This is a genomic window from Burkholderia sp. Ac-20379 (assembly GCF_017104645.1).
Lineage (GTDB): Bacteria > Pseudomonadota > Gammaproteobacteria > Burkholderiales > Burkholderiaceae > Burkholderia.
The window spans coordinates 43,354-66,267 of the sequence record NZ_JAAGPF010000001.1 but is presented as its reverse complement, the minus strand read 5'-3'; the positions used below and the strand labels follow the sequence as shown (position 1 = coordinate 66,267).

The 22,914-nt window shown below is 66.1% G+C and carries 14 protein-coding genes and 1 pseudogene; 4 read left to right on the top strand and 11 right to left on the bottom strand.

Going from position 1 to position 22,914, the window contains the following annotated elements:
• Positions 1-20 precede the first annotated feature (20 nt).
• On the bottom strand, positions 21-953 hold the full coding sequence (locus G3N92_RS00155; RefSeq protein WP_206125413.1) for a helix-turn-helix domain-containing protein: 933 nt from the start codon (positions 951-953) through the stop codon (positions 21-23).
• A gap of 101 nt (positions 954-1,054) precedes the next feature.
• Here G3N92_RS00155 and G3N92_RS00150 point away from each other — a divergent pair, with 101 nt between their 5' ends.
• On the top strand, positions 1,055-2,482 hold the full coding sequence (locus G3N92_RS00150; RefSeq protein WP_206125412.1) for a cytochrome P450: 1,428 nt from the start codon (positions 1,055-1,057) through the stop codon (positions 2,480-2,482).
• Between the two features lie 3 nt (positions 2,483-2,485).
• Here the strand turns inward: G3N92_RS00150 and G3N92_RS00145 are convergent, their stop codons facing one another.
• The 6 genes and pseudogenes from G3N92_RS00145 to G3N92_RS35445 form a co-directional block, all read right to left on the bottom strand.
• Positions 2,486-3,364, bottom strand: a complete 879-nt coding sequence (locus G3N92_RS00145; RefSeq protein ID WP_206125411.1) for an NAD(P)H-binding protein — start codon at positions 3,362-3,364, stop codon at positions 2,486-2,488.
• Positions 3,365-3,460: 96 nt separating this feature from the next.
• The gene (locus G3N92_RS00140) at positions 3,461-4,321 is read right to left on the bottom strand and encodes an AraC family transcriptional regulator (RefSeq protein WP_206125410.1); all 861 of its coding nucleotides are present in this window, start codon (positions 4,319-4,321) and stop codon (positions 3,461-3,463) included.
• A gap of 471 nt (positions 4,322-4,792) precedes the next feature.
• A complete protein-coding gene (locus tag G3N92_RS00135; RefSeq protein WP_206125409.1) occupies positions 4,793-12,307 on the bottom strand; it encodes an autotransporter-associated beta strand repeat-containing protein in 7,515 nt (2,504 codons plus the stop codon).
• Positions 12,308-12,789: 482 nt separating this feature from the next.
• Positions 12,790-12,918, bottom strand: a pseudogene (locus tag G3N92_RS00130) (IS5/IS1182 family transposase); the annotation flags it as partial.
• Between the two features lie 121 nt (positions 12,919-13,039).
• Positions 13,040-13,264 (bottom strand): hypothetical protein, encoded by a 225-nt coding sequence (locus tag G3N92_RS00125; protein ID WP_206125408.1) that lies wholly within the window; start codon positions 13,262-13,264, stop codon positions 13,040-13,042.
• Positions 13,261-13,548, bottom strand: coding sequence for a hypothetical protein (locus G3N92_RS35445; RefSeq protein ID WP_339385805.1), 288 nt, complete (start codon positions 13,546-13,548; stop codon positions 13,261-13,263). Before G3N92_RS35445 ends, G3N92_RS00125 begins: the two co-directional genes overlap by 4 nt.
• Positions 13,549-13,939: 391 nt before the next feature.
• On the opposite strand from G3N92_RS35445, the gene G3N92_RS00120 reads away from it, so the two are divergent.
• Positions 13,940-14,743, top strand: coding sequence for a class I SAM-dependent methyltransferase (locus G3N92_RS00120; RefSeq protein ID WP_206125407.1), 804 nt, complete (start codon positions 13,940-13,942; stop codon positions 14,741-14,743).
• Between the two features lie 130 nt (positions 14,744-14,873).
• On the opposite strand, the gene G3N92_RS00115 is transcribed toward G3N92_RS00120, so the two are convergent.
• On the bottom strand, positions 14,874-16,268 hold the full coding sequence (locus G3N92_RS00115; protein ID WP_206125406.1) for an MFS transporter: 1,395 nt from the start codon (positions 16,266-16,268) through the stop codon (positions 14,874-14,876).
• 477 nt (positions 16,269-16,745) lie between these two features.
• Between G3N92_RS00115 and zwf the strand changes: the two genes are divergently transcribed.
• Both zwf and G3N92_RS00105 read left to right on the top strand, forming a co-directional pair.
• Complete coding sequence (zwf, locus tag G3N92_RS00110; RefSeq protein ID WP_206125405.1) at positions 16,746-18,407, top strand: glucose-6-phosphate dehydrogenase; 1,662 nt, start codon at positions 16,746-16,748, stop codon at positions 18,405-18,407.
• Between the two features lie 64 nt (positions 18,408-18,471).
• Positions 18,472-19,257, top strand: a complete 786-nt coding sequence (locus tag G3N92_RS00105) for an ROK family protein (protein ID WP_206125404.1) — start codon at positions 18,472-18,474, stop codon at positions 19,255-19,257.
• Positions 19,258-19,549: 292 nt separating this feature from the next.
• On the opposite strand, the gene G3N92_RS00100 is transcribed toward G3N92_RS00105, so the two are convergent.
• From G3N92_RS00100 to G3N92_RS00090, 3 genes are all read right to left on the bottom strand, one after another.
• On the bottom strand, positions 19,550-20,221 hold the full coding sequence (locus G3N92_RS00100; RefSeq protein ID WP_206125403.1) for a hypothetical protein: 672 nt from the start codon (positions 20,219-20,221) through the stop codon (positions 19,550-19,552).
• Positions 20,222-20,558: 337 nt separating this feature from the next.
• The gene (locus G3N92_RS00095; RefSeq protein ID WP_206125402.1) at positions 20,559-20,876 is read right to left on the bottom strand and encodes a DUF4148 domain-containing protein; all 318 of its coding nucleotides are present in this window, start codon (positions 20,874-20,876) and stop codon (positions 20,559-20,561) included.
• A gap of 185 nt (positions 20,877-21,061) precedes the next feature.
• Positions 21,062-22,645, bottom strand: a complete 1,584-nt coding sequence (locus G3N92_RS00090; RefSeq protein WP_206125401.1) for a methyl-accepting chemotaxis protein — start codon at positions 22,643-22,645, stop codon at positions 21,062-21,064.
• Positions 22,646-22,914: the final 269 nt, after the last annotated feature.

Here is a 22,914-nt window from a genome sequence, read left to right as displayed (position 1 = left end):
CGATCGCCGTTCAACCGCGATCACACCCACAGCCGATACACCCAAAACGACTCGTCTTCAACGAACCGCCGGGAGAATTCGTTTGGGGAAAAGCCCGTGGTGCGCTTCACCGCGCGGCTCAGGTGCGCCTGGTCGGCAAAGCCTTCGTCGTGCGCGATCGCGGCCCAATCGAGCGGTTCGTCGGCGTCGTAGCGTGCCCGGGCGCTGAAGAACAGGCGCTCCGTCTTGACGAGCGATTGCCATTCCCGCAACGAGCGCCCGCTGTACGCCTTGATACGGCGTTCGACTTGACGCGGGCTATGCGAGCGCCGCCATTCGTGTGCCTGCCAGGCCAACCGCTGCACCCAATAGCGGCCGGCTTCGCTCAACGATGGCCGCATCGCACCGGCGCTACCCGCGGCTCGCCAACGCGGCAGCAAATGGCGCTGAAGTGCGTCGAGCGCGGCCGCGTCGCTGTCCGAGGCGAGCAGGGCCTCGAGCAGCGCTTGCCAGGTTTCGCCAAGCAAGGCTCGCGCGTCGACGATGCGATCCTGAATGTCGGCCAGATCGATCTGGAACAGCGTTCGCGCGGCGTCGGCTTCGAAGCAGATCATTCCGGCGCGGCCGTTGGTGGGCGCCCAGCACGTGGCGGGATGCGAGTGGCTTCCCGACAGGACGATCGGCGCGTCGAACGGTTGCCACCGGTAGCCCGTGTCGGTTGGCTCGATGCGGCCCGCGTCGGTGTCCTGAAACCAGGTGAGGCTGACCAACTGCGACGCCGGAAAGTGCGTCAACCGCTGCGCGTCGCTCAGATCGAAACCGCGCGTGTCGCGGCACAGCACCGCGACCACGGCGCCGTGCAGGCCGAGCGGCGGAAGGTGCAGCCGCGTGGGCGGACGCTGGCCGCCGTGCGACGCCAGCGGCGCGCGCGTCAGCGGATCGGGGCAGGGCGAAAGGCAAGGCGTGGCGTTCATCACGAGTAGGCGGGCCGATGCCCGCGATGTCGTTTGCGTTCAAGAAATGGCGTGACGACCCGTTCAGAATCGGGCTCACGATCATCACGCCACCCGATTCCATGACCACGCCTTCCGAGCGCCAATGTCCGTTGCATCGTCATCCCTCTCCCAAGGCGTCGTCGGCGCGTTCGCCGGCGGCGTGGCCGCCTGGCCCGGCACCCGGCCTCACCGGTTGGCATTTGCTGATCGCCATGTCGCGCGATTTGCCGGGGATGCTCGCCCGGTGGCAAAAGGCGCACGGCGACATCGTGCATCTGCGGATCTGGCCAGAGCATGACGTGGTTGTCGCCGATCCGCAACTTGCGCGCGAGTTGCTCGTGACGCATCACGATGCGCTGATGCGCTGGGAGCGCGCGATCAGCGTGTTCTCGCAGGTACACGGGCAGAGCGTGCTGACCACCGAGGGCGAATCGTGGCGAACCCGCCGTCACGCGCTGGCGCCCAATTTCGCGCCGAAGGCCGTGCAGGGTTTCTCGCCGACGATCGTCGAGGCGTCCGCCCAGGCGTTGGCGCAGTGGCCGAGCGCGCACGACCATTGGCCGGTCGAAAGCGCACTGACCGCGTTGGCCATGGACGCGATTCTGCGGATGGCCTTCTCGTGCAGCGTGGACGAGGATCTGCACGCCGTCGAGCAGGCGATCCGTGTGACGAGCGCGGCGGCCAACGCCGAGTTCTTCTGGCCGGCCAGCATGCCCGACTGGATGCCGTGGAAACGCGCGAAGCGCAAGGCGCTCGGGACGCTGAAGGACATGATCGAGCGGCATTTGCAGCGGCGCTTGAGCCTGGCGCGCGACGCCTGGCCCGACGACCTGCTGACGCGCTTTCTACAGGCGCGCGAAGCCGCGCCGGCGTTGTCGCTCGACGATGTGCGCGACGAATGCATGACCCTGTTCCTCGCCGGCCACGAGACGACGGCGGCGACGCTGGTGTGGTGGACGTGGTGCATGGCGTCGAATCCCGAGGCGCAACGCATGGCGCGCGACGAGGTGCGGCGCGTCCTGCAAGGCAGGGATCCCACGCTCGACGCGTTGCCGGCGCTCGGCTATCTGACGCAAACCATCAAGGAGACGATGCGGCGCTATCCCGTCGCGCCGCTGCTGATCAGCCGCCGTTCCCGGCACGCGATTCAACTGGGCCAATGGGCGTTTCCCGCGCGCACGCTGTTCATGATCCCGGTGCAACTGATGCACCACGATGCGCGCTGGTTTCCGGATCCGGACGCGTTTCGGCCCGAGCGGTTCGCGCACGACGCGCCGGAAATCCCGCGCGGGGCCTACATGCCGTTTGGGAGCGGCCCGCGTGTCTGCATCGGACAACATCTGGCGATGGCCGAAATGACCGTCATCGCGGCCATGCTGTTGCAGCGTTTCGCGTTCGCCGTGCCGGCGGGGGCGGCTGCGCCGCGTCCCGTGCTGCGCGTCACCTTGCGGCCGGACGAGCCGATGCACCTGGCGATCCGGCGCATCGATCCGGAGGCCGCGTCGTAGGCGTCACCGCCGCGGCACCAGCGGGCGCAACGCGTCGATCAATGCCGTGGCGCCGCGGCACACCTCGCCGTCGTGCCCCTCGATGTCGACGAGGCCGCCTCGATTCACGGCGTCGGTGGCCTTGATCAGCAGGACTGCGAGGCTTGCGGGCAGGCTGCGATGCATGATCTCGTCCCAGTGCCCGCGGGGCACGGCGTGGGCATCAATCGTCCGTCCCGACAGTTCGCTCAGCGCGGCCGCCACGTCGTTGGCGCTGTAGCGCCGGGGGCCTTCCGCGTGGCACACCGCCAGGCCGCGCTGCCACTCCGGCCGCAACAGCAACGCCGCCGCGATCGTGCCGAGGTCGGGCGCGGAGATCGTGGGAACCACTTTGTCCAAAGGGGCGAGCAACGTCGGGAGGCGGCCGGACTCGATCGCCGCCGGAACGGTTCTCGCCCAATTTTGCATATGTTCAGCCGACCGAACGATCAGCGTGTCCCCGCCGATCCGGGCAAGTTGCCGCTCGAACTCGCGGAACAGGCTGGGCATGCCGATGTCGGCGTCGACATACGCGCCGTAGTCCGAGATCGCCAGCGTGCGCGGCGGACGCGCGTGCTGCAGCGCCGCGCTCAGGCTCGCGATCGATCTGCGCAGATCGGCGGCCGGATCCTCGGCCTGCGGCGTCAGTGGAACGACGACCTGCACCGCGTTGGCACCGGCGATCGCGTTCGCGAGCGCTTCGGAATCCTGTATGTCGGCAAAGGCGACTTCGCAGCCGATTTCGGCGAGCCGGGCCGCCTTCGACGCATTGCGCAACACGGCTCTGACCGGCACGCCGGATTGGCGCAGTGCGGATGCGGCTGCGTAGCCCACTTTTCCAGCGGCGCCCACGATGGCATACATGGCAAGTCCTCGTTGAGATGAAGGCTCAAGGGTCGAGGATTCGGCGCGGCCGGTCTTGCAGATTCGGGCGGGGTTTTGCAGATTCGGCTGGGTTTTTCAATCCGGACGCGCGATGTCGCTCGGCAGCAGGCCGAGAACGCGCCGCATCGTCGTGCTCATGTGGCTCTGACTCGCAAAGCCGGCGGCCAGCGCCACTTCGCTCGCCGGGGTTCGGGTCGTGGCGATGAGCACGCGAGCGTGTTCGGCGCGGCGGCGGATCACATATTGATGAACCGGCGCGCCGGTGCTGTTGCGAAACAGCGATTTCAGGCGCGTCACGCTGATACCGGCCAGCGCGGCCAGATCGGCGAGGTGCAACGGTTGATCGAGGTTGGCCTCGATGAACTCGGTCAGCAAGGTCAACTGGCGCGGCGAAAGCCTTGGCGTGTCGTATCGCGCCGGGTTGGGGCGGCGGTCCGTGGCCGTTTCTACCAGCCGAACCGCCAGCGCGCTTGCCAAGTGGTCGATGAACAGCGGATCGGAGGGCGATTCGGCCTCGAGCTCCGCCTTGATGGCGAAGCCGATCGCCTCGATCCGCGCATCGCGCAGCGCCATGCGCGGCATCACATCGATCTTGGCGGCATCGCCGTGCAGATCCTCGGCAACCTGTTCGAGCAGCGACGGCGCAAGCCCCAACCGCAGGATCCGGCAATCCGCATCGTCTTCCCACGACGAATCCATGCCGGCGGGAACGAAGCCGAAGTCGCCAAGCTTCTGCACACGCCGCACCCTCGTGCCGTCACAGAAGCAATCGGCGTTGACCGGCGGCCCGAAGTGCATGCCCAGGGTATGCACGTCGGCGCCGCGCACGTGGGACACGCCACGCGGGATGTGCACCAGCGCGGCGGTCAGCGCATGCCATCCTCGGTCGGCGCTCGAATGGAGAACCTTCGGCAGAAGCGGCGGGGTGGTTGTCATGGGGGATTGGGGCCGGATTAGTCGGGCCGGCCGTGCGCGTTGCGGTGGCTTGAGGATACACGCGGTGCGTTGCTGGCGAAGCGGGGGGCTTCGAGTCGGCTAAATGATACGGGGTGTGCCTGGGGTGCAAGAACCGCGCGTTTCGCCTGCTATCAGCCTGTCGAGCATCGCGTCGAAATCGTCTGCCAAATGCCGAGCAACCGCCTGGAGCGGAAGGTCGAGATGCAAGGCCAGTTCAGCAAGCAATGGTCGGGTTCGGTTGCCGTCGGTACGCAGACCGGGTTCGGTACTACACGTCCGTCGGTCGTCAGATCGCTATGAAGGACAGCTGGAAGTCATTCAGCGGAGGCCGGCTTGCGAGGGATTCGTGTTCGGCAACGCGGATCCCGACGGGTCTGTGCAACAGGCCGACAGCCCCGAAAAGGGCTACCGACCTGTCAAGCATAGCAAAAGTTGCCGCCCTCGGCCTCTTCAGAACCGGTAATTCACCCGCACGCTGCCTTGCTGCGCCGACGCATGCGTGGTGTTGATCATCCCGTCGTAATTCAAGGACACATCGAGTTGCTTGGCCGGATGGAAGGTGACGCCAGCGCCCACGGTCAGATACCCGCGCGGCAGGGTCGTCCCCGGCGCCGTGAACAGCGTGCCGTCTTGCGAAGCAACGCTCACCGCGCGATTCGTATCGAGCAGCTCGTGCGCGTAGCCGACACGCATCTGCACCTGCACCGGCCGGAATGCATCGCCGAACGCGCGATCGAACGCGATCTGCGCATACGGCTGCAAGCTGCGCACGTTGTCCGAGCCCACGCTCAGGTTCTGTCCACCCGCGCCGCTTTCGCCGAAGCCGTTCGCATGGAAGTACGCAAAGCGCAGACCGACGCTCGGCGTCACGGTCACGCTGCCCAGTTGCATCGGCAGGCTGGCCTGGCTGCCCAGGTTGAACTCCTGGCCCATGTGGTCGCCTTCGGCCTTGACCGTGCCGAACGGACGCTTCTGCGACAGGAAATCGAGCCCCGCGCCGAAGGTGGCCGCGAGATTCACCGCGCCGACGCTGCGCTGCGCATACAGCGCGGCACGCAGGCTGTCGGTCGTGCCCGAATCGCCAGTGGTTCGCTCGCTGATGTCGGCATGGTCGTAACCGGCGGCGATGCCCACCGTGTAGTCGCCGAACCGGCGCTCGACGCCGCCGAGGAAGCCGTAACGCTGGCTCTGGAAGCCCGGCGCGCCGTTCGTGCCGCCCACCTTGGTCTGGCTGCCCGTCGCGGTGATCCAGCCCGACGGCGTCGCCGACATACCCGCTGCGCTGGGGCCCAGACGGGCGAGCAGTGCGCTGCCCTGCGCCTGCGCACCGAGGATCGCGGTGGTGCCGAGTGCGGTGTAGATGCTCGTGTTGGTGGGCGCGATGACCACCGGCGCCGTCGTGCCGGAACCACTGGTGTCGCCGGAACCGCTCGTGTCGGCCGGATTCGCCAGCGCCAGGTTGACCGCGTTCGCGGTGTAATCGACGCTCTGCGTCAGCGTCCCGAGATTCGATGCGCCGGTGCTGGTCGTGCTGCTGAACGTGCCGCTCACGCCGCCCGCCGCCGACACCAGCGTGTAGGTCTTCGCCGTGTAGGTACCCGGATCGTAGGTGATCGCGAGCACGCCGTTCAGCGTTGCGCTGCCGCTTACCTTCAGTTGCGAGGCGTCGGTCGGGCTGACTTCGATGGCGAGCGTCGCGCCGCTCGACTGCGCATAGTTGCCGCCGACGCTCAGCGTGCCGATCGAACCGCCCGGCATCACGATGCCGTTGTTGATCACGTTGCCGCCGATGGTGCCGTGCCCGCGCAGCGTCGCACCAGTGTCGACGAGCACGTTGCCGCCGAGCACCGCCGTCGGCGTGTTGGCATCGCCCACTTCGAGCAGGCCGGAGGCCAGTTCGGTCGATCCGCTGAACGCGCTGCTGTTGCCGGTCAGCACGAGCGAGCCGGTGTTTTGCAACAGCAGCTTGCCGGTGCCGTTGAATGTGCCGCCATAGGTGCCGCTGGTGTTCGTCAGCGTCAGCGTCTGGCTGCCGAGCGCGACGGCGCCCGCACCGCTCAGGTTCGAGATCGTCGCGCCGCTCGTCGTGCCGGAGAGGTCGAGCGTGCCGGCGTTGGCGACCCCGCTTGACGACGCGATGCTGCCCGTGCCGCTCAACAGCAGCGTCGCGCCACTGGCGATCGAGGTGGCGCCGGTATAGGTGTTCGCACCCGACAGCGTCTGCTGGCCGCCGGTCAGCGTGAAGCCGCCCGTGCCGTTCAGCGCGCCGCCGAACACGGGCGTGCCGTTGCCGGCGACGCTCAAGGTCTGCGCGCCCAGCGTGACGGTCGTGCCGAGCACACCGCTCAATGCGCCGATGCTCGGGTTGACGCCGTTCGAGACGTCGAAGCTTGCGCCGGCCGAGGTCAGCGTCACGCTGCCGTTCGCGGCGAGGCTGCCGCCTGCGCCGAGTGCGAGCGTGCCGGCGTCGATGGTCGTGCCACCCGTGTAGGTGTTCGCGCCCGTCAGCATTTCGGTGCTGGTGCCGACCTTGTCGACGCCGCCGCTGCCGGTGATCGCGCCGCTATAGGCGCCGTAGCTGGCGACGTAGGTGTCGCTGCCGAGCTTGACCCGGTTGGTGCCGACATTGACCGCGCCCGCGCCGGCCAGCGTGCCGACCGTCAGCGTGCCGCTGCCGGCGGACAGATCGAGCGTTGCGCCGCTCGCGACATTCACGATGCCGCTCGCCGTGAGGCTCGCGTTCGCACCGAGTGCCAGGGTGCCGGCATTGATCCTCGTGCCGCCCGTGTAGGTGTTGGTGCCGTTCAGCGTCAGCGTGCCGGTGCCGATCTTGCTCAGGCCGCCGGTGCCCGAGAGGGCGCCGTCGAGCGTGAGGTTGTTGCTGCCATAGACGATCAAGTTCGAGTTCACCTCCACGTTGTTGGCCAGTGTCACAGCCGTGCTGCTCGTGAGCGACGCCTCGTGGTTCACGAACAGCGCACCGGTGCCCAGCGCCGTGTTGCTGCCGACCACGAGGCCGCCTGAGTTGATGATCGAGGTGCCGCCGCTATAGCTGTTGTTGCCGCTCAATGTTTCGACGCCCGAGCCTTGTTTGACGAGGCCGCCGGTGCCCGTCACGTTGGTGGCGAGCGTCTGGTCCGTCCCATCGCCGAACGTCAGCGTATTGCTGCCCAGCGTGATCGTGCTGCCTGCCACGCCCGACAGCGCGCCGACCGTCCGGTTGCCGTTTGCCGCGCTGATGTCGAATCCCGTGCTCACGCCGCTTAGCGTCAGCGTGCTGCCGCTTAGCGTCTGCTTGCCGCCGCTCGCCAGGCTGCCGGCGCCCGACAGCGCCAGCGTGCCCGCATCGATCGTGGTGCCGCCCGTGTAGGTGTTCGTGCCACTCAGCGTTTCGGTGCCCGAACCTTGCTTGACGACGCCGCCGGTGCCGCTGATCACGCCGCCGAAAGTTTGACTCGCCGCGTTGCCGAAGCTCAGCGTGTTGGCGCCGAGCGTGACGTTGCCGCCGCTGCCGGCCAGCGCGCCGATGGTCTGGTTCGCGCCGGCCGCGCTGATGTCGAAGCCGGTTCCCGCGCCGTTCAGGGTGACCGTGCCGTTCGCGGCGAGACGGCCGCCGGCGCCGAGTGCGAGCGTGCCGGCGTCGATGGTCGTGCCGCCCGTGAAGGCGTTCGCGCCGGTCAGCGTTTCGGTGCCGGTGCCCACTTTGTCGAGGCTGCCGCTGCCGGCGATCACGCCGCTGTAGGTGCCGTCGCTCGCGCTGCCGAGCGTGACGCGGTTGGCGCCGACATTGACCGCGCCGGCGCCGGTCAGCGTGCCGACCGTCTGCGTGCCGTTGCCGGCGGAGAGGTCGAGCGTCGCGCCGCTCGCGACATCCACAATGCCGCTCGCCGCCAGGCTCGCGCCCGCGCCGAGCGCGAGCGTGCCGGCGTTGACCTCGGTGCCGCCGGTGTAGGTGTTGGTGCCGTTCAGGGTCAGCGTCGCGCTGCCTTGCTTGGTGAGGCCGCCGGTGCCGGAAATCGCGCCGTCGAGCGTCAGGTCATTCGTACCCCTGACGGTCAGTCCGGCATTCAGCACGACGTTGTTGGCCAGTTCGGCCGCCGTGCTGCTGTCGAGCGAAGCAGTGCCGTTCACGGTCAGCGCGCCGGTGCCGAGCGCCGTATTGCTGCTGACCACGAGGCCGCCCGCGTTCAGCGATGTGCCGCCGCTGTAGCTGTTGTTGCCGCTCAAGGTTTCGACGCCCGCGCCTTGCTTGACGAGGCCGCCGGTGCCCGTCACGGTGCTGGCGAGCGTCCGGTTCGTCGCATCGCCGAAGCTTAGCGTGTTGCCGCCCAGCGAGAGGGCGCTGCCGCCGCCGCCCGACAAGGCGCCGACCGTCGCAGTGCCCGACGCGCCCGAGATATCGAAGCTCGCACCGTTGCCGGCGACGTTCACGGCGCCCGTCGACGCGAGACTGCCGTTGCCCGACAGCGCGAGTGTGCCGGCCGAGATCGTCGTGCCGCCGGTGTAGGTGTTCGCGCCGCTCAGCGTTTCGGTGCCGCTGCCTTGCTTGACGATGCCGCCCGTGCCGTCGATCGTGCCGCCGAACGCGGTGTTCGATGCATCGCCGAGTGTCAGCGTGTTCGCGCCGAGCGTCACGCTCGAGCCCGTCACGCCGGCCAGCGCGCCGATCGTCGGCGCGCTGGTCGCGCCGCTGACATCGAGTGCCGCGCCTGCGTTCGCCAGATTGACGTCCGTCGAGGCAGTCAGGCTGCCCGCGCCCGACAGGGCCAGCGTGCCGGCTGCTACCGTCGCGGTGCCGGTGAACGTGTTCGCACCGGTGAGGGTCTGCGTGCCGCTGCCCTGTTTCGTGATGCCGCCGGTGCCGCTGATCGTGCCGCCGAAGCTCTGATCGGTGGCGGTGCCGAAATTCAGCGTATTCGCGCCGAGCGTGACCTGGCCGGTCGTGCCGGACAGATCGCCGATGCTCGTGTCGCCCGACGCGCCGCTGATATCGAAGCGCGCGCCCGCGCCCGCGATCGTCACCGCGCCCGTCGTTGCGAGGCTGCCGCCCGCGCCGATGGCGAGCGTGCCGGCGTTGATCGTCGTGCCGCCCGTATAGGTGTTCGCGCCGCTCAGCGTCTCGGTGCCGCTGCCTTGCTTGACGAGCCCGGCGGTGCCGCTGATCGTGCCGGCAAAGTTGCCGTTGCCGGCATTGCCGAGCGACAGCGTGTTCGAGCCCAGCGTCACGGTGCTGCCCGCCACGCCGGTCAGCGTACCGATCGTCGTCGCGGCCCCGGTGTTGCTCACGTCGAGCGTGGCGCCCGCGTTCTGCAGTGCCACATCGTTCGATGCCGACGTTGCTGCGGCATTCAGGATCAGCAGCGAGCCCGCGTTGATCGTCAGCGCACCGGTGAAGGTGTTGGTGCCGCCGATCCCCATCAACGCCGCGCCGTTCTTGATCAGGCCGCCGGTGCCGGACAGCACGCCGTTCAGCGCCAGGTTCGCCGAGCCGGCGACGCTCAGATCCGCATTCAGCGTGATCGCGTTGGTCAGCGTTCGGTTGATCTTCGTGTCGATCGATGCGCTGCTGGCCACCGTGACGCTACCCGAGCCGAGCGCCGTGGTGCTGCCGACGATCAGCGTGCCGCCGGAGAGCGTGGTGCTGCCGTAAGTGTTGGTGCCCGTGAGGGTCAGGGAGCCTGTGCCGGCCAGTGCCAGCGTGCCGCTGGCGCCGGAAATCGTGCCGCCCAGCGTGAGGGCATTGGCGCCTTGCACGCTCAGCGTCTTGCCGGCGCCGATCGTGATCGCATTGGTCAGCTGCACCGCGGCGGTGCTCGCGGCGAGCGTCGTGTCGCCGTTCACGCTCAGGGCGCCCGCACCGAGCGCCGCGTTGTTGCCGACGGCCAGTCCGCCCGCGTTCAGCGCGAGGCCGCCGCTGAAGGTGCTGGCGCCGCCGAGCGTCTGCACGCCGGTGCCGTTCTTGATCACGCTTCCGGAGCCCGTGATGCCGCCGTCGAATTCGGTATTGCCGAGGCCGCTCAGGGTCAAGGTATGGCTGCCGAGGGCGACGGTGCCGCCGAGGCCGCCCAGCGAACCGATGGTCTGGTTGCCGCCCCCGCTCAGGTCGAGCGTGGCGCCGGGCGTGATTGACACTGCGCCGGTTGAGGACAGCGTGCCGTCCGGGTCGGTCTGCACGGTTCCGTTGATGATGTGGAACGTACCCGTCGACGAATCGGCTCCCGACAGGGTCAAGGTACCCGAGCCGTCCCATGAGAGGTCGCCGGCACCGGACACGCTGCCGAGCAGGGAGAGGTCATGGCTGCCCAGCAGCGACAAGGTAGCGCCGGTGTTGATCTGCAGATCGTTGTCGAGCAGCATGCTCACGCTGTTGTCCAGCGAGGACGTGCCCGTGACGCTCAGCGTGCCGCTGCCCGCTGCGCCGGCATTGCCGAGGACGAGGCCGCCGCTCGCCAGCGTGATGCCGCCGCCGAAGGTATTCACGCCGTCTAGGGTCAGGGTGCCCGAGCCGTTCCATGAGAGGTCGCCGGCACCGGACACGTTGCCGAGCAGGGAGAGGGCATGGCTGCCCGGCAGCGACAATGAAGCGCCGGTGTTGATCTGCAGATTGCTGTTCAGCAGCATGGCCGCGCTGTTGTCCAGCGAGGACGCGCCCGTGACGCTCAAGGTGCCGCTGCCCGTTGCGCCGGCATTGCCGAGGACGAGGCCGCCGCTCGCCAGCGTGATGCCGCCGCCAAAGGTATTCGCGCCGTTCAGCGTGACCGGCGCGGTGTCGTTGATCGTCAAGGCCCCGTTGCCGCTGATCACGCCGCCGAGCGTCAACGCGTTCGTGCCGTTGATCGAAAAGTTCGTGCCGTTCAGCACGATCGGGTTCGCCAGCGTCAGACCCGGAACCGACGAGGCGAGGGCACCGCCGTTGGTCGTCAAGGTGCCACTGCCGAATACGCCCGAACTGCCCGCATTGACAAGGCCATCGTTGATCGTCGCGCTGCCGCTGACCAGGTTGCCCTGCAGGTTCCAGGTGCCACTGTTGACGACGAGATTCTGGAAATCGAGATAGTTGGCGCCACTGAGCGTCGTGGCGGTGCCTGCCGTGCCGGTGCCAGCGCTCGTCGCCGAGTTTTGCAGGACCAGCGTGTTGCCGCTGCCGGTGCCCGCATCGACGATCCCGGCCCCCGCAAACTTCACGACCGAGGCGCCGGCCGTGATCGTGCCCGCGCCCGCGACACCTGCGTTGTTGACGCTCGACCCGGACACGGCGGTAAAGGTATTGCCGCTGGCGTTGTCGCCCAGATAGACGCTGCCGTTGATTGTCCCGGCATTGACGAAGGTATTGTGCTGCCCGGCGGTCGACGGTGCCGTAAAGCCGATCCGGCCCGTGATCGTACTGAAATTGATGAACTGGGTTGCCGCGCCACCGTAGCTGAGGATGGCGGGGGCATCGGCGGCTGTGAAGCTGCCGGTGCCGAAGATCGACATGCCGATCGAGCCTTCGTTCGTGATCGTCGTGATGCCGTTCGCGCCGCCACCGTTCTGCACGATCAGCGCCTGGCCCCCGAAGCTCATCAGGCTGGAAATGTCGACGAGGCCGTTGAGTGTGCCATTCTGGGTGTTGTCGACGCTCACTAGATTGGTGGCGCTGTTGCCGAGGAGCGCACCCGTTGCTGCCACGCTTTGGCCGCCGTCGACCAACGGATCGATGTATCCGTAGTTGTTCAGCGTGACGTTATTGCCACTCAGCGTCACCGCGGCGCCACCGGAGAGCGGCGGGACGCTGATGGTCGCGCCGGTATTCACGGAGAGGATCGCAAAGTTGCTCGCGGACGATAAACTGTCGACGCGCGTGCCGGCCGGACAGACGATGAAGGTAGCGGTCGTCACACAGCTCGCGAAAGCGTCGCGGCTCGCGGCGAGCATCACGATCGGCGGCCCGAACACGAACAGCAGGCTGGCAGCCAGGCGCGTCATGCGCGGACGCGGCAAGTGTTGTCGATGATGCATGGGCGTGATCCCCGATGTGTGGTCGTCAGGACAATCGCGGCATGCCGGAATATCTGCCGCGACCGGCTGTCTGGATTCTGATTCAGCGTTGGCATGCAGGCGCCGCCCGGTGGCCAGGATCCGGCCGGGCGATCTACGTATGCAACGTCAATCGATATTGATATTTGAACGAGCCATGAAAGCTTTGAACGGCTTAATTTGTCATGGCGAGCGTGCTATTCGGGCGCAGTGTAGCGCATGCAATCCTCTATCGCCACATATGAATAATGGCCCTTCCGGTCGCGGATGGTGCGCTGCCGATTAATCGGGGCGATTAGCAGCTTGTGGAAATACCACCAGCTCCGCCATCGAGCTGTGCAGTTGGCGCGTTAATACGATCCCCCTTTTCCTGAGAAAGCATGCGCTGGAGTTGCCCCCGTAACTCCGGACATGGCCCCCACTTAGAGTGGCTAATACAAGTCATCAATGAATCGCGCACAGATAATGGCTGCTGCGAGTTTGAGCAACGCCGTGTGGATATCGAGCCATCGCTCGAAGCGGATACGCAGTTTGCCGAAGCCTGCAAACCAGGCGTGCGTCGCCGTCCGCCTTTGGGCGATGGGGTGAACTCCGGAATCAGCGGCTCCAGCGCCACCCACAACTCGTTACTGATTTTGCGTCTTGCCATCTCGCGACAATATGACGTTCGCCGCTTCGTGTCTAGGTTGCGTTAGCGGGTCTTAGTGCATCGAACGCCTTGGGATCCATTCGCGCCGATTTGAGCAGTTCGCCGACCGAGTGCTCCATCAGGCGCTCCAGTTCCAGATCAAAATCATTTTCGGACACGAGGCGCTCCGGTTTCGTGCATAACGTGGCCGATGTCAACGGCTGTCGATGAATCGGCGAATGCCGGGCAGTGGCGAGCTCGGCTTGGATCGTCGTCACGTCGCATGGCGAGACCACAGCGTTTCGAATGCCTTCATCGTTGTCTCCCGAGCTTCGAACTCAGGGTTGGCGTTTATTTCGGTCAACGCAGGCACTGGAAGGTATCCGAGTTGTGTTCCTAACGCAGATCTCTTGTCGTCCGCGAATCCAACTCGCCCATCGCGATAGAATTCAAGCTTGCGAACCTCATGGCGATTCCGATCGAGGACGGACACGAGACGGATGGGTTCCGTATCGCAGTTGTGCTTCCATATGACGTCGATTGCGATCGATCCATCTTGCATTGGCGCTCCCGTGCGCGGCGAATGGATTTTCGTTCGGGCCGAATGGCCGCATCGCCGGATTGTCGACGATTCCGGCATCGAATGCCAGTGACCGTTCGTTCACCGTCACCCCTGGCCATTGACGACAATATCCTCGCTGCCGTGGTTCGGTTAAACTGATTCCGCCATTCTAAAAATTCACAGGTGTGTCGAATGAACGAGTAATGCCCTGATGCCTTCGCATCTTGCCCACTCGCTGCCCCGTGCGCGAGCCGCATTGCTTTTCATTTCGATGGCGCCCCAGCGCATGCCGTTCCCCGAGATACCGGGTTCAACGGTTTGCCAATGCAGGGTTAGGCTTGCGGCCAGTGTATCGAGAGGCAGTTTTCCAGATCGATTCGAGGAAAACACGATGCCCACCATACCGACCAGCGAATTCAATATCTTCGACCACAATCGCATTGCCTGGGACCGCCAGGCCGCGAGCCGGTGCGAATGGTCTCAACCCGTCGGCCCCGACGTGATCGCGGCCGCTCGCCGCGGCGATTGGAACATCCATCTGACGCCGAATGCGCTCCCTCCGCACTGGCTAGCCGATGTCCGGGCGCAACGCATTCTCTGCCTCGCTTCGGCAGGCGGTCAGCAAGCGCCGGTTCTCGCCGCAGCCGGTGCCGACGTCACGGTGTTCGACGCGTCCGCCTTGCAACTCGAACAGGACGAGATGGTCGCGCGTCGCGATGGCCTCACATTGAAATGCGTTCAGGGCGACATGCGCGATCTGTCCGTTTTTGCAGAGGCATCGTTCGACGTGATTGTTCACCCTGTTTCGAATCAGTATGTGCCGGATGTGCGCCCGGTATGGCGCGAATGCTTCAGAGTATTGCGCGCGGGAGGCGGGCGATTACTCAGCAGCTTTTTCAATCCGGTCGTCTTCGTTGCCGACCGGAGCCCGGAATTGTCCACGCAGGGTTTGATCCGCCCGCGTTTCAGCGTTCCTTACTCGGACGTGCGCGACCTCACGCCGGCCGAACTGGCTCGAAAGCAGTCAAGCGGAGACGCCTTGATATTCGGTCATAGCTTGAGCGAACAGATCGGCGGTCAACTGGAAGCTGGATTCGTGCTCAAGGGATTCCACGAAGATAAGCAGCCCAAACCACGGTTTGTCATCGACAATTTTCTGCCGACGTTTCTGGCCACATTCGCAGTCAAGCTCTGACACGGGCGAAGAGGCTGCCGGTCGATGCGGTTCACAGGCGTGGCCGCTTTGGCCGGGGCAACCGGAGAATGCCGTAGCCTGAACCTTGAGGTCGAAGTCGCCACCCGCATTCATTGCGGCGCCGCTCCGATCACCGCCCCCGCGCCAGCACCCGCTCGCCCGCATCCCTCGGCAGCATCACGCTGTCGACGATCGCCACCGCGGCCATCGCCGCAATCATCGCGAACGCCAGATGGAAATCGGCCACGCTCGGCGTGCCCTGCGGCGAACCATGCAGCACGCCCGCCACCGATAGCGCCAGCGCGCCCACCGCGATCCCCATCCCCGCGTTCATTTGCTGCAGCACCGAGAACAGCGTGGTGGCGTCGCGCATCTGCGGCTGCGGCACGTCGGCGAAGCCGATCGTGTTCATCGCCGTGAACTGCATCGAGCGCGTCATGCCGGTGATGAACAGCAACAGGCAGACGAGCCAGTGCGGCGTGTCGGCCGTCAGCGTCGCGCAGGCGGCGAAGCCGAGCACGATCAGCGCGCCGTTGCCGATCAGCACCGGGCGAAAGCCGAACGCATGCATGATGCGCGTGGTGGCCGGCTTCATCGCGAGATTGCCGGCGAACAGCCACAGCAGCAGCGTGCCGGCTTGCACGGCGCTGTAGCCGAACGCGAGCTGGAACATCAGCGGCAGCAGGAACGGCGCGGTGCCGATGGCAGTCCGAAACAACGAGCCGCCGAGCGCGGTGACGCGGAACGTGCCGATCGACAACGGCCCGAGCGCGAACAGCGGATGCGGCGCGCGCGCCAGATAGCGCGCCGACACGATCAGCAGCGCCACGCCGGCGGCAAGCATCGCGAATGCGAGCACGCGCGGAATATCGGCGCGGCTCGCGGCCTCCAGCCCGGCCATGAACAGCAGGAAGCCGAGGCCGGTCAGGATGAAGCCGGGCAGGTCGAACGGCGCGCGCCTGGCGTCGCCGTCGCGCACCAGCACGAGCGCGGCGGCCAGCGCCACCGCGCCGATCGGCAGGTTCAGCAGGAAGATCCACGGCCAGCTCCAGTGCATCGCGATCCAGCCGCCCACCGGCGGCCCGAGTATCGGCGCGACCAGCGCGGGCCAGGTCAGGATCGCGATGGCGCGCACGATCTGATCCTTCGGCGTGTCGCGCAACACCACCAGCCGGCCCACCGGCACCATCATCGCGCCGCCGAGGCCCTGCAGCGTGCGCGCGGCCGTGAACGCGAGCAGGGTGGTGCTGGCCGCGCACAGCAGCGACGACAGCGTGAACACGACGATCGCCGACGCGAACACGCGGCGCGCGCCGTAGCGGTCCGCCATCCAGCCGCTGATCGGGATGAACACGGTCAGCGCCACCAGGTACGCCGACACGCCGATCGACAGGTGCGCGGCGGCGGTGCCGAACTCGCGGGCCATGGTGGGCAGCGCCGTGGCGATCACGGTGGCGTCGAGGTTTTCCATGAAGAACACGGCGGCAACGAGGAGCGCGGTGGCGGTGCGGCGGTCGAGGTGCATGGCGCGAGGGCGAGGCGGCAGGAGGGCTGAGTATACGAGACGGTGCGCGGTTGCGGGTTGCGGGTTGCCGCGGATGGCGGGGCGGGGCGTGGGGCGGCAAGGCGTGACGGCAATGACGATTGCGAGCGAGATGACGCTGAGGGGGAAGTCGGCAAGCGGCCGAGCATGCGCGACGCCGACGGCACGACGACGCGCGAGCCGGTGGGGCATGCCAATGGCGACGACGCGCGAGCCGCCGCCCCACGCACTTGCAGGAAATCGGCTGTAATGACCAGAAGGTTGGCGATGCCGAATGCCGCAAACGCGCGAGCCCTTGCCAGGCGCGCACGACAAGCGCGATGCAGCGCGTTCGAGCGCGGCGCCGCCAGCCCACGCATCGCGCGGCGGCGCATCGAAAGCGATGCGCCGCCGTCATCCTTCCGGGCATTGCATTTGCTACCCGGCCGCCATTCATCCCGCTAGAAGGAGAACCTGCCGATGAACGCTTCCCGTTCGGATTCCCGCTCCGCTTCCCCCGCTCGAACCGATCAACCCGCCGCGTCGAAAGTGCCCGCGCCCGCGCATCGCGAGGCCGCGTCGCCGGCCGGCAAGCATCGCGCGCCGCCGTGCACGCTGGTGATCTTCGGCGCGGGCGGCGACCTGACGAGCCGCCTGCTGATGCCCGCGCTCTACAACCTCGCGGTGGACGGCCTGCTCGACGACGGCACCCGGATCATCGGCGTCAATCACGGCGAGCGCGAGACGGCCGCCTGGCGCGACGATCTGCACGACGCGCTCGTCAAGCTCGCGGCCGACAAGGCCAGCACCTTCCACGCCGGCAAGCTCGACGACACCGCCTGGAACTGGGTCGCGCAGCGCCTGACCTACATGGCCGGCGATTTCGAGGATGCGGGCGCATACCAGCGGCTCGCGAAGCAACTCGGCGACGCGCAGGGCAACGTGGTGTTCTACCTCGCCGTGAGCGGGCGTTTCTTCAAGCCGATCGTCGAGCAGCTCGGCAAGGCCGGCTTGCTCGAGGAGCGCGGCGGCAAGAGCGGGCCGTTCCGTCGCATCGTCATCGAAAAGCCGTTCGGCAGCGATCTGGCCTCGGCGCGCGACCTGAACCGGCATCTGCTCGAGGTGGCGAAGGAATCGCAGATCTACCGCATCGACCATTTTCTCGGCAAGGAAACGGTGCAGAGCATCATGGCCGTGCGGTTCGCCAACGCGCTGTTCGAGCCGATCTGGCGGCGCGAGTACATCGACAGCGTGCAGATCACGGCGTCGGAGGTGATCGGCGTGGAGCGGCGCGGCAACTTCTACGAGCAGACGGGCGCGTTCCGCGACATGGTGCCGAACCACCTGTTCCAGTTGCTCGGCATGGTGGCGATGGAGCCGCCGAACTCGTTCGAGGCCGAGGCCGTGCGCGACAAGAAGGCCGACATCTTCGAGGCGCTGAAGCCGCTCGCGCCCGCCGACGTCGTCTTCGGCCAATACGCCGCCGGCCCCGGCGGCGTGGCCTATCGCGACGAACCGGACGTCGCGAAGGACAGCCGTACCGAAACCTACGCGGCCGCGCGCGTGCAGATCGACAACTGGCGCTGGGCCGGCGTGCCGTTCTATCTGCGCACCGGCAAGCGGCTCGCCGAGCGGCGCACCGAGATTGCCGTGCAACTGAAGCCCGTGCCGTTCCGGCTGTTCCGCGACACGCCGATCGATGCGCTCACACCGAACGTGCTGACGCTGCGCATCGATCCGTCGCACGGCACGAGCTTCGATTTCAACGTCAAGACGCCGGGGCCGGCCATGCAGGTGGGCCCGGTGCGCTCGTCGTTCGATTACGATGCGTTCTTCCCGCAGCGCGCCAACGTGGGCTACGAAACGCTGCTGTACGACTGCCTGCTCGGCGACGAGACGCTGTTCCAGCGCGCCGACGCCATCGAGGAAACCTGGGCGGCCGTGGAAGGCGTGCTGCATCCGGAAGGCGGCGAGGCGATTCCGGTGCACGCGTATCCGGCCGGCAGCGAAGGGCCGGCCGAGGCCGATGCGCTGCTGGCGCGCGACGGCCGGGCCTGGCGGCCGCTCGCCGAGGCCGAACCGGCCAAGACGCCGAAGGCTTCCGACGCGCCCGACGCGCCCCAGCGCGGCGAAAAAAACTGAGGAACGCGAACGATCCGGCCGGCGGCGCAGCCGCGGCCTCCCACTACAACACGAGACGACAACCATGAAACCCAGCAAGAAGCCCAGCACCAAGCCCCACGCCACGCATGAGAACGGCGAGGCGATCCTGGCGATCGATATCGGCGGCAGCGGCCTGAAGGCCGCGATCATCGATGCGGACGGCGCGATGCGCACCGAGCGCGTGCGCGTGACCACGCCGCATCCATGCCCGCCGAAGCGGATGGTCGAGACGTTGCACGAGCTGGTCAAGCCGTTGCTCGCGCAACATCCGGCCTCGCGCGTGTCGATCGGTTTTCCCGGCTTCGTGCGCGACAACCATGTGCTGACCGCGCCGAACATCGGCCCGAAGGGCTGGAACAACGTGCCGCTGGCCGAGATGCTGGGCGAGCGCCTCGGCATTCCGGCCGTGCGCATGATCAACGATGCCGAAATGCAGGGCTTCTCCGCGATCGAGGGCCGCGGCCTCGAATTCGTGCTGACGCTCGGCACCGGCGCCGGCACCGCGCTGTTCCGCGACGGCGAACTGATGCCGCACCTCGAGCTCGCGCATCACCCGGTCAGCAAGAAATATACGTACGACGAATATATTGGCGACGCCGCGCGCCGCTCGGCCGGCAACAAGCGCTGGAACGCGCGCGTCGAGAAGGTGCTCGGTATTCTCGAATCGCTGGTGCACTACGACCGGCTGTGGATCGGCGGCGGCAATGCCGAACGTCTCACGTTCGCGCTGCCGCCGAACGTGGCGACGGTGTCGAACGAGAACGGCATCGAGGGCGGGGCGCGGCTCTGGCATCCGCTCGCGGCGCGGGAGCAGCACGAGGCAGGTTGAGGCGTCAGCGTTCCAAAAAACCGAACCGGCCGCATCGAACTGCATGCGGCCGGCCGGAAGCCTGGGCGGAGGGCAAATTTATCGCAAATGATTCAATTGATGTATTTGAAAAATTATCCCGAAAATGAGAATGGGCATGCCAGCCAGTATTCCAAGAAGGAATATCTTTTTCTGCTTCCCGGTTTCAAGTTTTTTCCATTGATTGACGACTGCGTATACGCCAAATGCGATTGCAGCTCCGGCGACGACATAATTTATGTTCATGGAAAAATTTATGAAATTGATCGACGCATTATGACGCCTGCGGGTGATCGATGAAATGGTATTGCTCGACCGCTTTCTGGTGCCCCATGGTCATGCCGACAATGATCGCAACAAGAATCAGAATCGATACGAGAATTTTCTTGGATCGGTGGAATGTCAATACTTCAAAGTAAAGCAGGTTGAAAGCCGTCACTGCGCTCTGGTACTTCAGGGTCGCTAGATATCGGTGGAGCGTCAGGCCGTGCCGATAGGGCACCCAATCCGGGCCCGCATCGATTCCGAGAATGACGTCGGACGGCGTCAAGTAGTCGTAGCAATACCACGTCACAACCGAGAGCAACGGCACCAGCAGCCCGATACAAACGTAGGCCCATCTTCCGATGCGTGGATGCAAAAAGTGCATCGCTTTCGATTGCGCGAACTGCGCGGCCGAAAACACAATCACGATACCCAGCGCCGCGATCAGGCTGAATATCGGCGAATCCACCATCATCATGGAAATCGCATTGTTTTGAGATCGATTCGGATTGCCGTGAACAAAATCGATCAATATCAAAGAAAAGATATTGGAAGTGGATGCAACCAATGCGGCAAATAAAATGATCCACAGCAGGCTGCGGAAGAAAACAAAATTTGCGCTTGGCAGCTTGTCGTTTTGGCCGTTCATTGCGATTGAATTTTTCGGCTTGATGTGTGACACCAGCCAACTCAACCGTTGGCCGCCCCGGAACGATAAAACGGACAACGCTTCTCGGGCGTTATCCTTTCAATATCATTTCGCAGCGTGTGTTCGGCTGCGATGTTTTTCTATAGCAGCGCATCATAAACGGAATGGCCGAGTGCGCGTGCAAATCCATGCTCGCGTACTGACAAATCAATGAGGAGCGGGGCGCGATTCGATTTCGGGAGGATCAAAATCAAATCGCGCGAACTCGTGCGAGGCCGCATTGCCTGCTTGAAAGGGTTGCCGATCATGCGGTGCTCGCGCAGGCACGGTCGGCGGATCCTGCACTCGATTTCACGACAACGGCTACGGCTTACTGCCCCGACGTCCCCGCCTTCTTCTCGGCGTTCTGCAGATCCTGCGGATAGTTCGGATCGTTGGCGGCCGGCTTGTAGCCGTTCGCTTCCAGCTTCTTCAGTTCTGCCGAGTTCTTGGCACGGGCCGCCTTGCGTTCGGCCTTGTGCTGCGCGCGGGCGGCCTTGCGTTTCTGGGCCTTGGTCGGCGCGCTGGCGGCGGCCGGCGCGGCGGCGCCCGGATCGGACGCGGGCGTTTGAGCTGCCGCGAGGCCGGACAGGCCCAGCGACAGGGACAACGTCAACGCGGCAAGAGACAGCTTGCGGGAGGTACGCATATCGACTTTCTCCTGAATCAGTGAGGTGAGCGGTGCCCGCAACGTGTGGCGGGTGCCGTGCCTGCCCGCGGGAATGCGGGCGGACTGATGCAATGTAGCAGGCTGTCGCGCGGGCTGCACTTAACGCCACGTTTTGCCTCGCAACGGCGCCAGCCCGCCATCGGTATGACGTATCGCGCGTTGGCTCAGTACGCCAGCGCCGATTCCATCCGGAACTGCGCGATGCTCGCATTGAGCTGGCGGCCCTGATCCTCCAGCGCCGTCGAGGCCGCGGCCGCTTCCTCCACCAGCGCGGCGTTCTGCTGCGTGACCTCATCCATCTGCGTGATCGCCTGGTTGACCTGCTCGATGCCGCGGCTCTGTTCCTCGGACGCGGCGGCGATCTCGCCGACGATGTCGGTGACGTGGCCCACGGCCTGAGTCACGTCCGACATGGTGGCGCCGGCCTCGTTGGCGAGCTTGGCGGCGTCGCCGATCTGCTGCACCGAGGCGCTGATCAGATCCTTGATCTCCTTGGCCGCGCTCGACGAGCGTTGCGCGAGGCTGCGCACTTCATTGGCGACCACCGCGAAGCCGCGGCCCTGATCGCCGGCGCGGGCGGCTTCCACGGCCGCGTTCAGCGCCAGGATGTTGGTCTGGAACGCGATGCCCTCGATGATGCCGGTGATGTCGGCGATCTTCGTGGAGTTGGTGCTGATCTCGCCCATCGTCTCGACCACGCGGCCCACCACGGCGCTGCCCTTGGTGGCCACGTCCGACGCGTTGGCCGACATGATGTTGGCCTGGCGCGCGCTGTCGGCGTTCTGCTTCACGGTGGCCGTCAGTTGCTCCATGCTCGACGCGGTTTCCTGCAGCGATGCCGCCTGCTGCTCGGTGCGCGACGACAGATCGGTGTTGCCCGCCGCGATCTGGCCGGAGCCGGTGGCGATGTTGTCGGCGGCGCTGCGCACGCCGCTCAGCAGCACCACGAGGCTGCGCTGCATCTCGCTCATCGAGGCCAGCACGCTGCCGGCCGGCGCGGCGCCGCCGCCCGGCACCGGGCTCAGGTCGCCGGCCGCCACGCGGTGCGTGACCTCGGCCAGATCGGTCGGCTCCGCGCCGAGCGCACGCATCAGGCGGCGCGTGATCGTCAGGCCGGCGAGCGTGGCCAGCACGATCGAGGCCAGGCAGATGCCGATCAGCAGGTTGCGCTGCATTGCGAAGCGATCTTCGGCATCCTGAACGAGTTGGGCCTCGCGCGCATGCGTGGAAGCCTGGTAGGCGCTGGTGGCCTTGATCAGCGCGTTGAGCAGCGGGCGGCACTTGTTGGCGATCTCGTCGATGGCGGCGTCGCGCTGGCCGGCCAGCGCCAGGCGGTCGATATCGAGCGCGACGGGCCGGTATTGCGCCTCGACGCGCGAAATTTCCATCGCGTTGCTGCGCGACACGTCGCTCATGTCGGCGGCGTTGGCCACCATCGCGTTGAATTCGGCGAGCGCGGTTTCCACGCGCTGCTCGGCGTCGGTCACGGCGGCCTTCTCGATCTGGACGTCGGCCGGCGCGCTCACCAGCACGAGGTTGCGCACGGCCATCGCGCGGTCGTCCACGGCGGCGCGAACTTCGCGCGCCTTGTCGGCGCGCGCGTTGATGCCTTTCACGTAGCTGTAGAAGCGGTCGTTCGAATCGCCGAGCGCCTTCAGCGAAACGCCCGACACCACCAGCACGACAACGGTCAGCGTTCCGAATGTGATCAGGAGCGAGGATTTCGTCGACAGATTCTTGAGATTCATAAAGGGGTTCGCTCCGTGTGCCGCGATGAAAAGGCAATGACGCCTGCCGGATTTCGGCGAACCTGCAGTTCGCTGACGGATTGCCGCATCCGTGGCAGGGTTATCGGCAGCATTCGGCACGAGCACAGGTGCCTATTGTGCGAATTCGTAGCGCAAAGGTTTGCGTATCGTTAAAGATTGTGAACTCACGAAAAGTGAGAATCGGTACGACGAATTCAGGCGAAGATGAAGGTAAAAATGCCCTGATTCGCGGGCGATCGGCGACGATG

Coding starts and splice junctions, on each gene's coding strand:
- G3N92_RS00145 (WP_206125411.1), bottom strand. CDS start 3,364: ATGTATGCCATCGTGGGCGCCGCTGGAAAAGTGGGCTACGCAGCCGCA.
- G3N92_RS00155 (WP_206125413.1), bottom strand. CDS start 953: ATGAACGCCACGCCTTGCCTTTCGCCCTGCCCCGATCCGCTGACGCGC.
- G3N92_RS00150 (WP_206125412.1), top strand. CDS start 1,055: ATGACCACGCCTTCCGAGCGCCAATGTCCGTTGCATCGTCATCCCTCT.
- G3N92_RS00095 (WP_206125402.1), bottom strand. CDS start 20,876: ATGCGTACCTCCCGCAAGCTGTCTCTTGCCGCGTTGACGTTGTCCCTG.
- zwf (WP_206125405.1), top strand. CDS start 16,746: ATGAACGCTTCCCGTTCGGATTCCCGCTCCGCTTCCCCCGCTCGAACC.
- G3N92_RS00090 (WP_206125401.1), bottom strand. CDS start 22,645: ATGAATCTCAAGAATCTGTCGACGAAATCCTCGCTCCTGATCACATTC.
- G3N92_RS00105 (WP_206125404.1), top strand. CDS start 18,472: ATGAAACCCAGCAAGAAGCCCAGCACCAAGCCCCACGCCACGCATGAG.
- G3N92_RS00115 (WP_206125406.1), bottom strand. CDS start 16,268: ATGCACCTCGACCGCCGCACCGCCACCGCGCTCCTCGTTGCCGCCGTG.
- G3N92_RS00120 (WP_206125407.1), top strand. CDS start 13,940: ATGCCCACCATACCGACCAGCGAATTCAATATCTTCGACCACAATCGC.
- G3N92_RS35445 (WP_339385805.1), bottom strand. CDS start 13,548: ATGCAAGATGGATCGATCGCAATCGACGTCATATGGAAGCACAACTGC.
- G3N92_RS00135 (WP_206125409.1), bottom strand. CDS start 12,307: ATGACGCGCCTGGCTGCCAGCCTGCTGTTCGTGTTCGGGCCGCCGATC.
- G3N92_RS00140 (WP_206125410.1), bottom strand. CDS start 4,321: ATGACAACCACCCCGCCGCTTCTGCCGAAGGTTCTCCATTCGAGCGCC.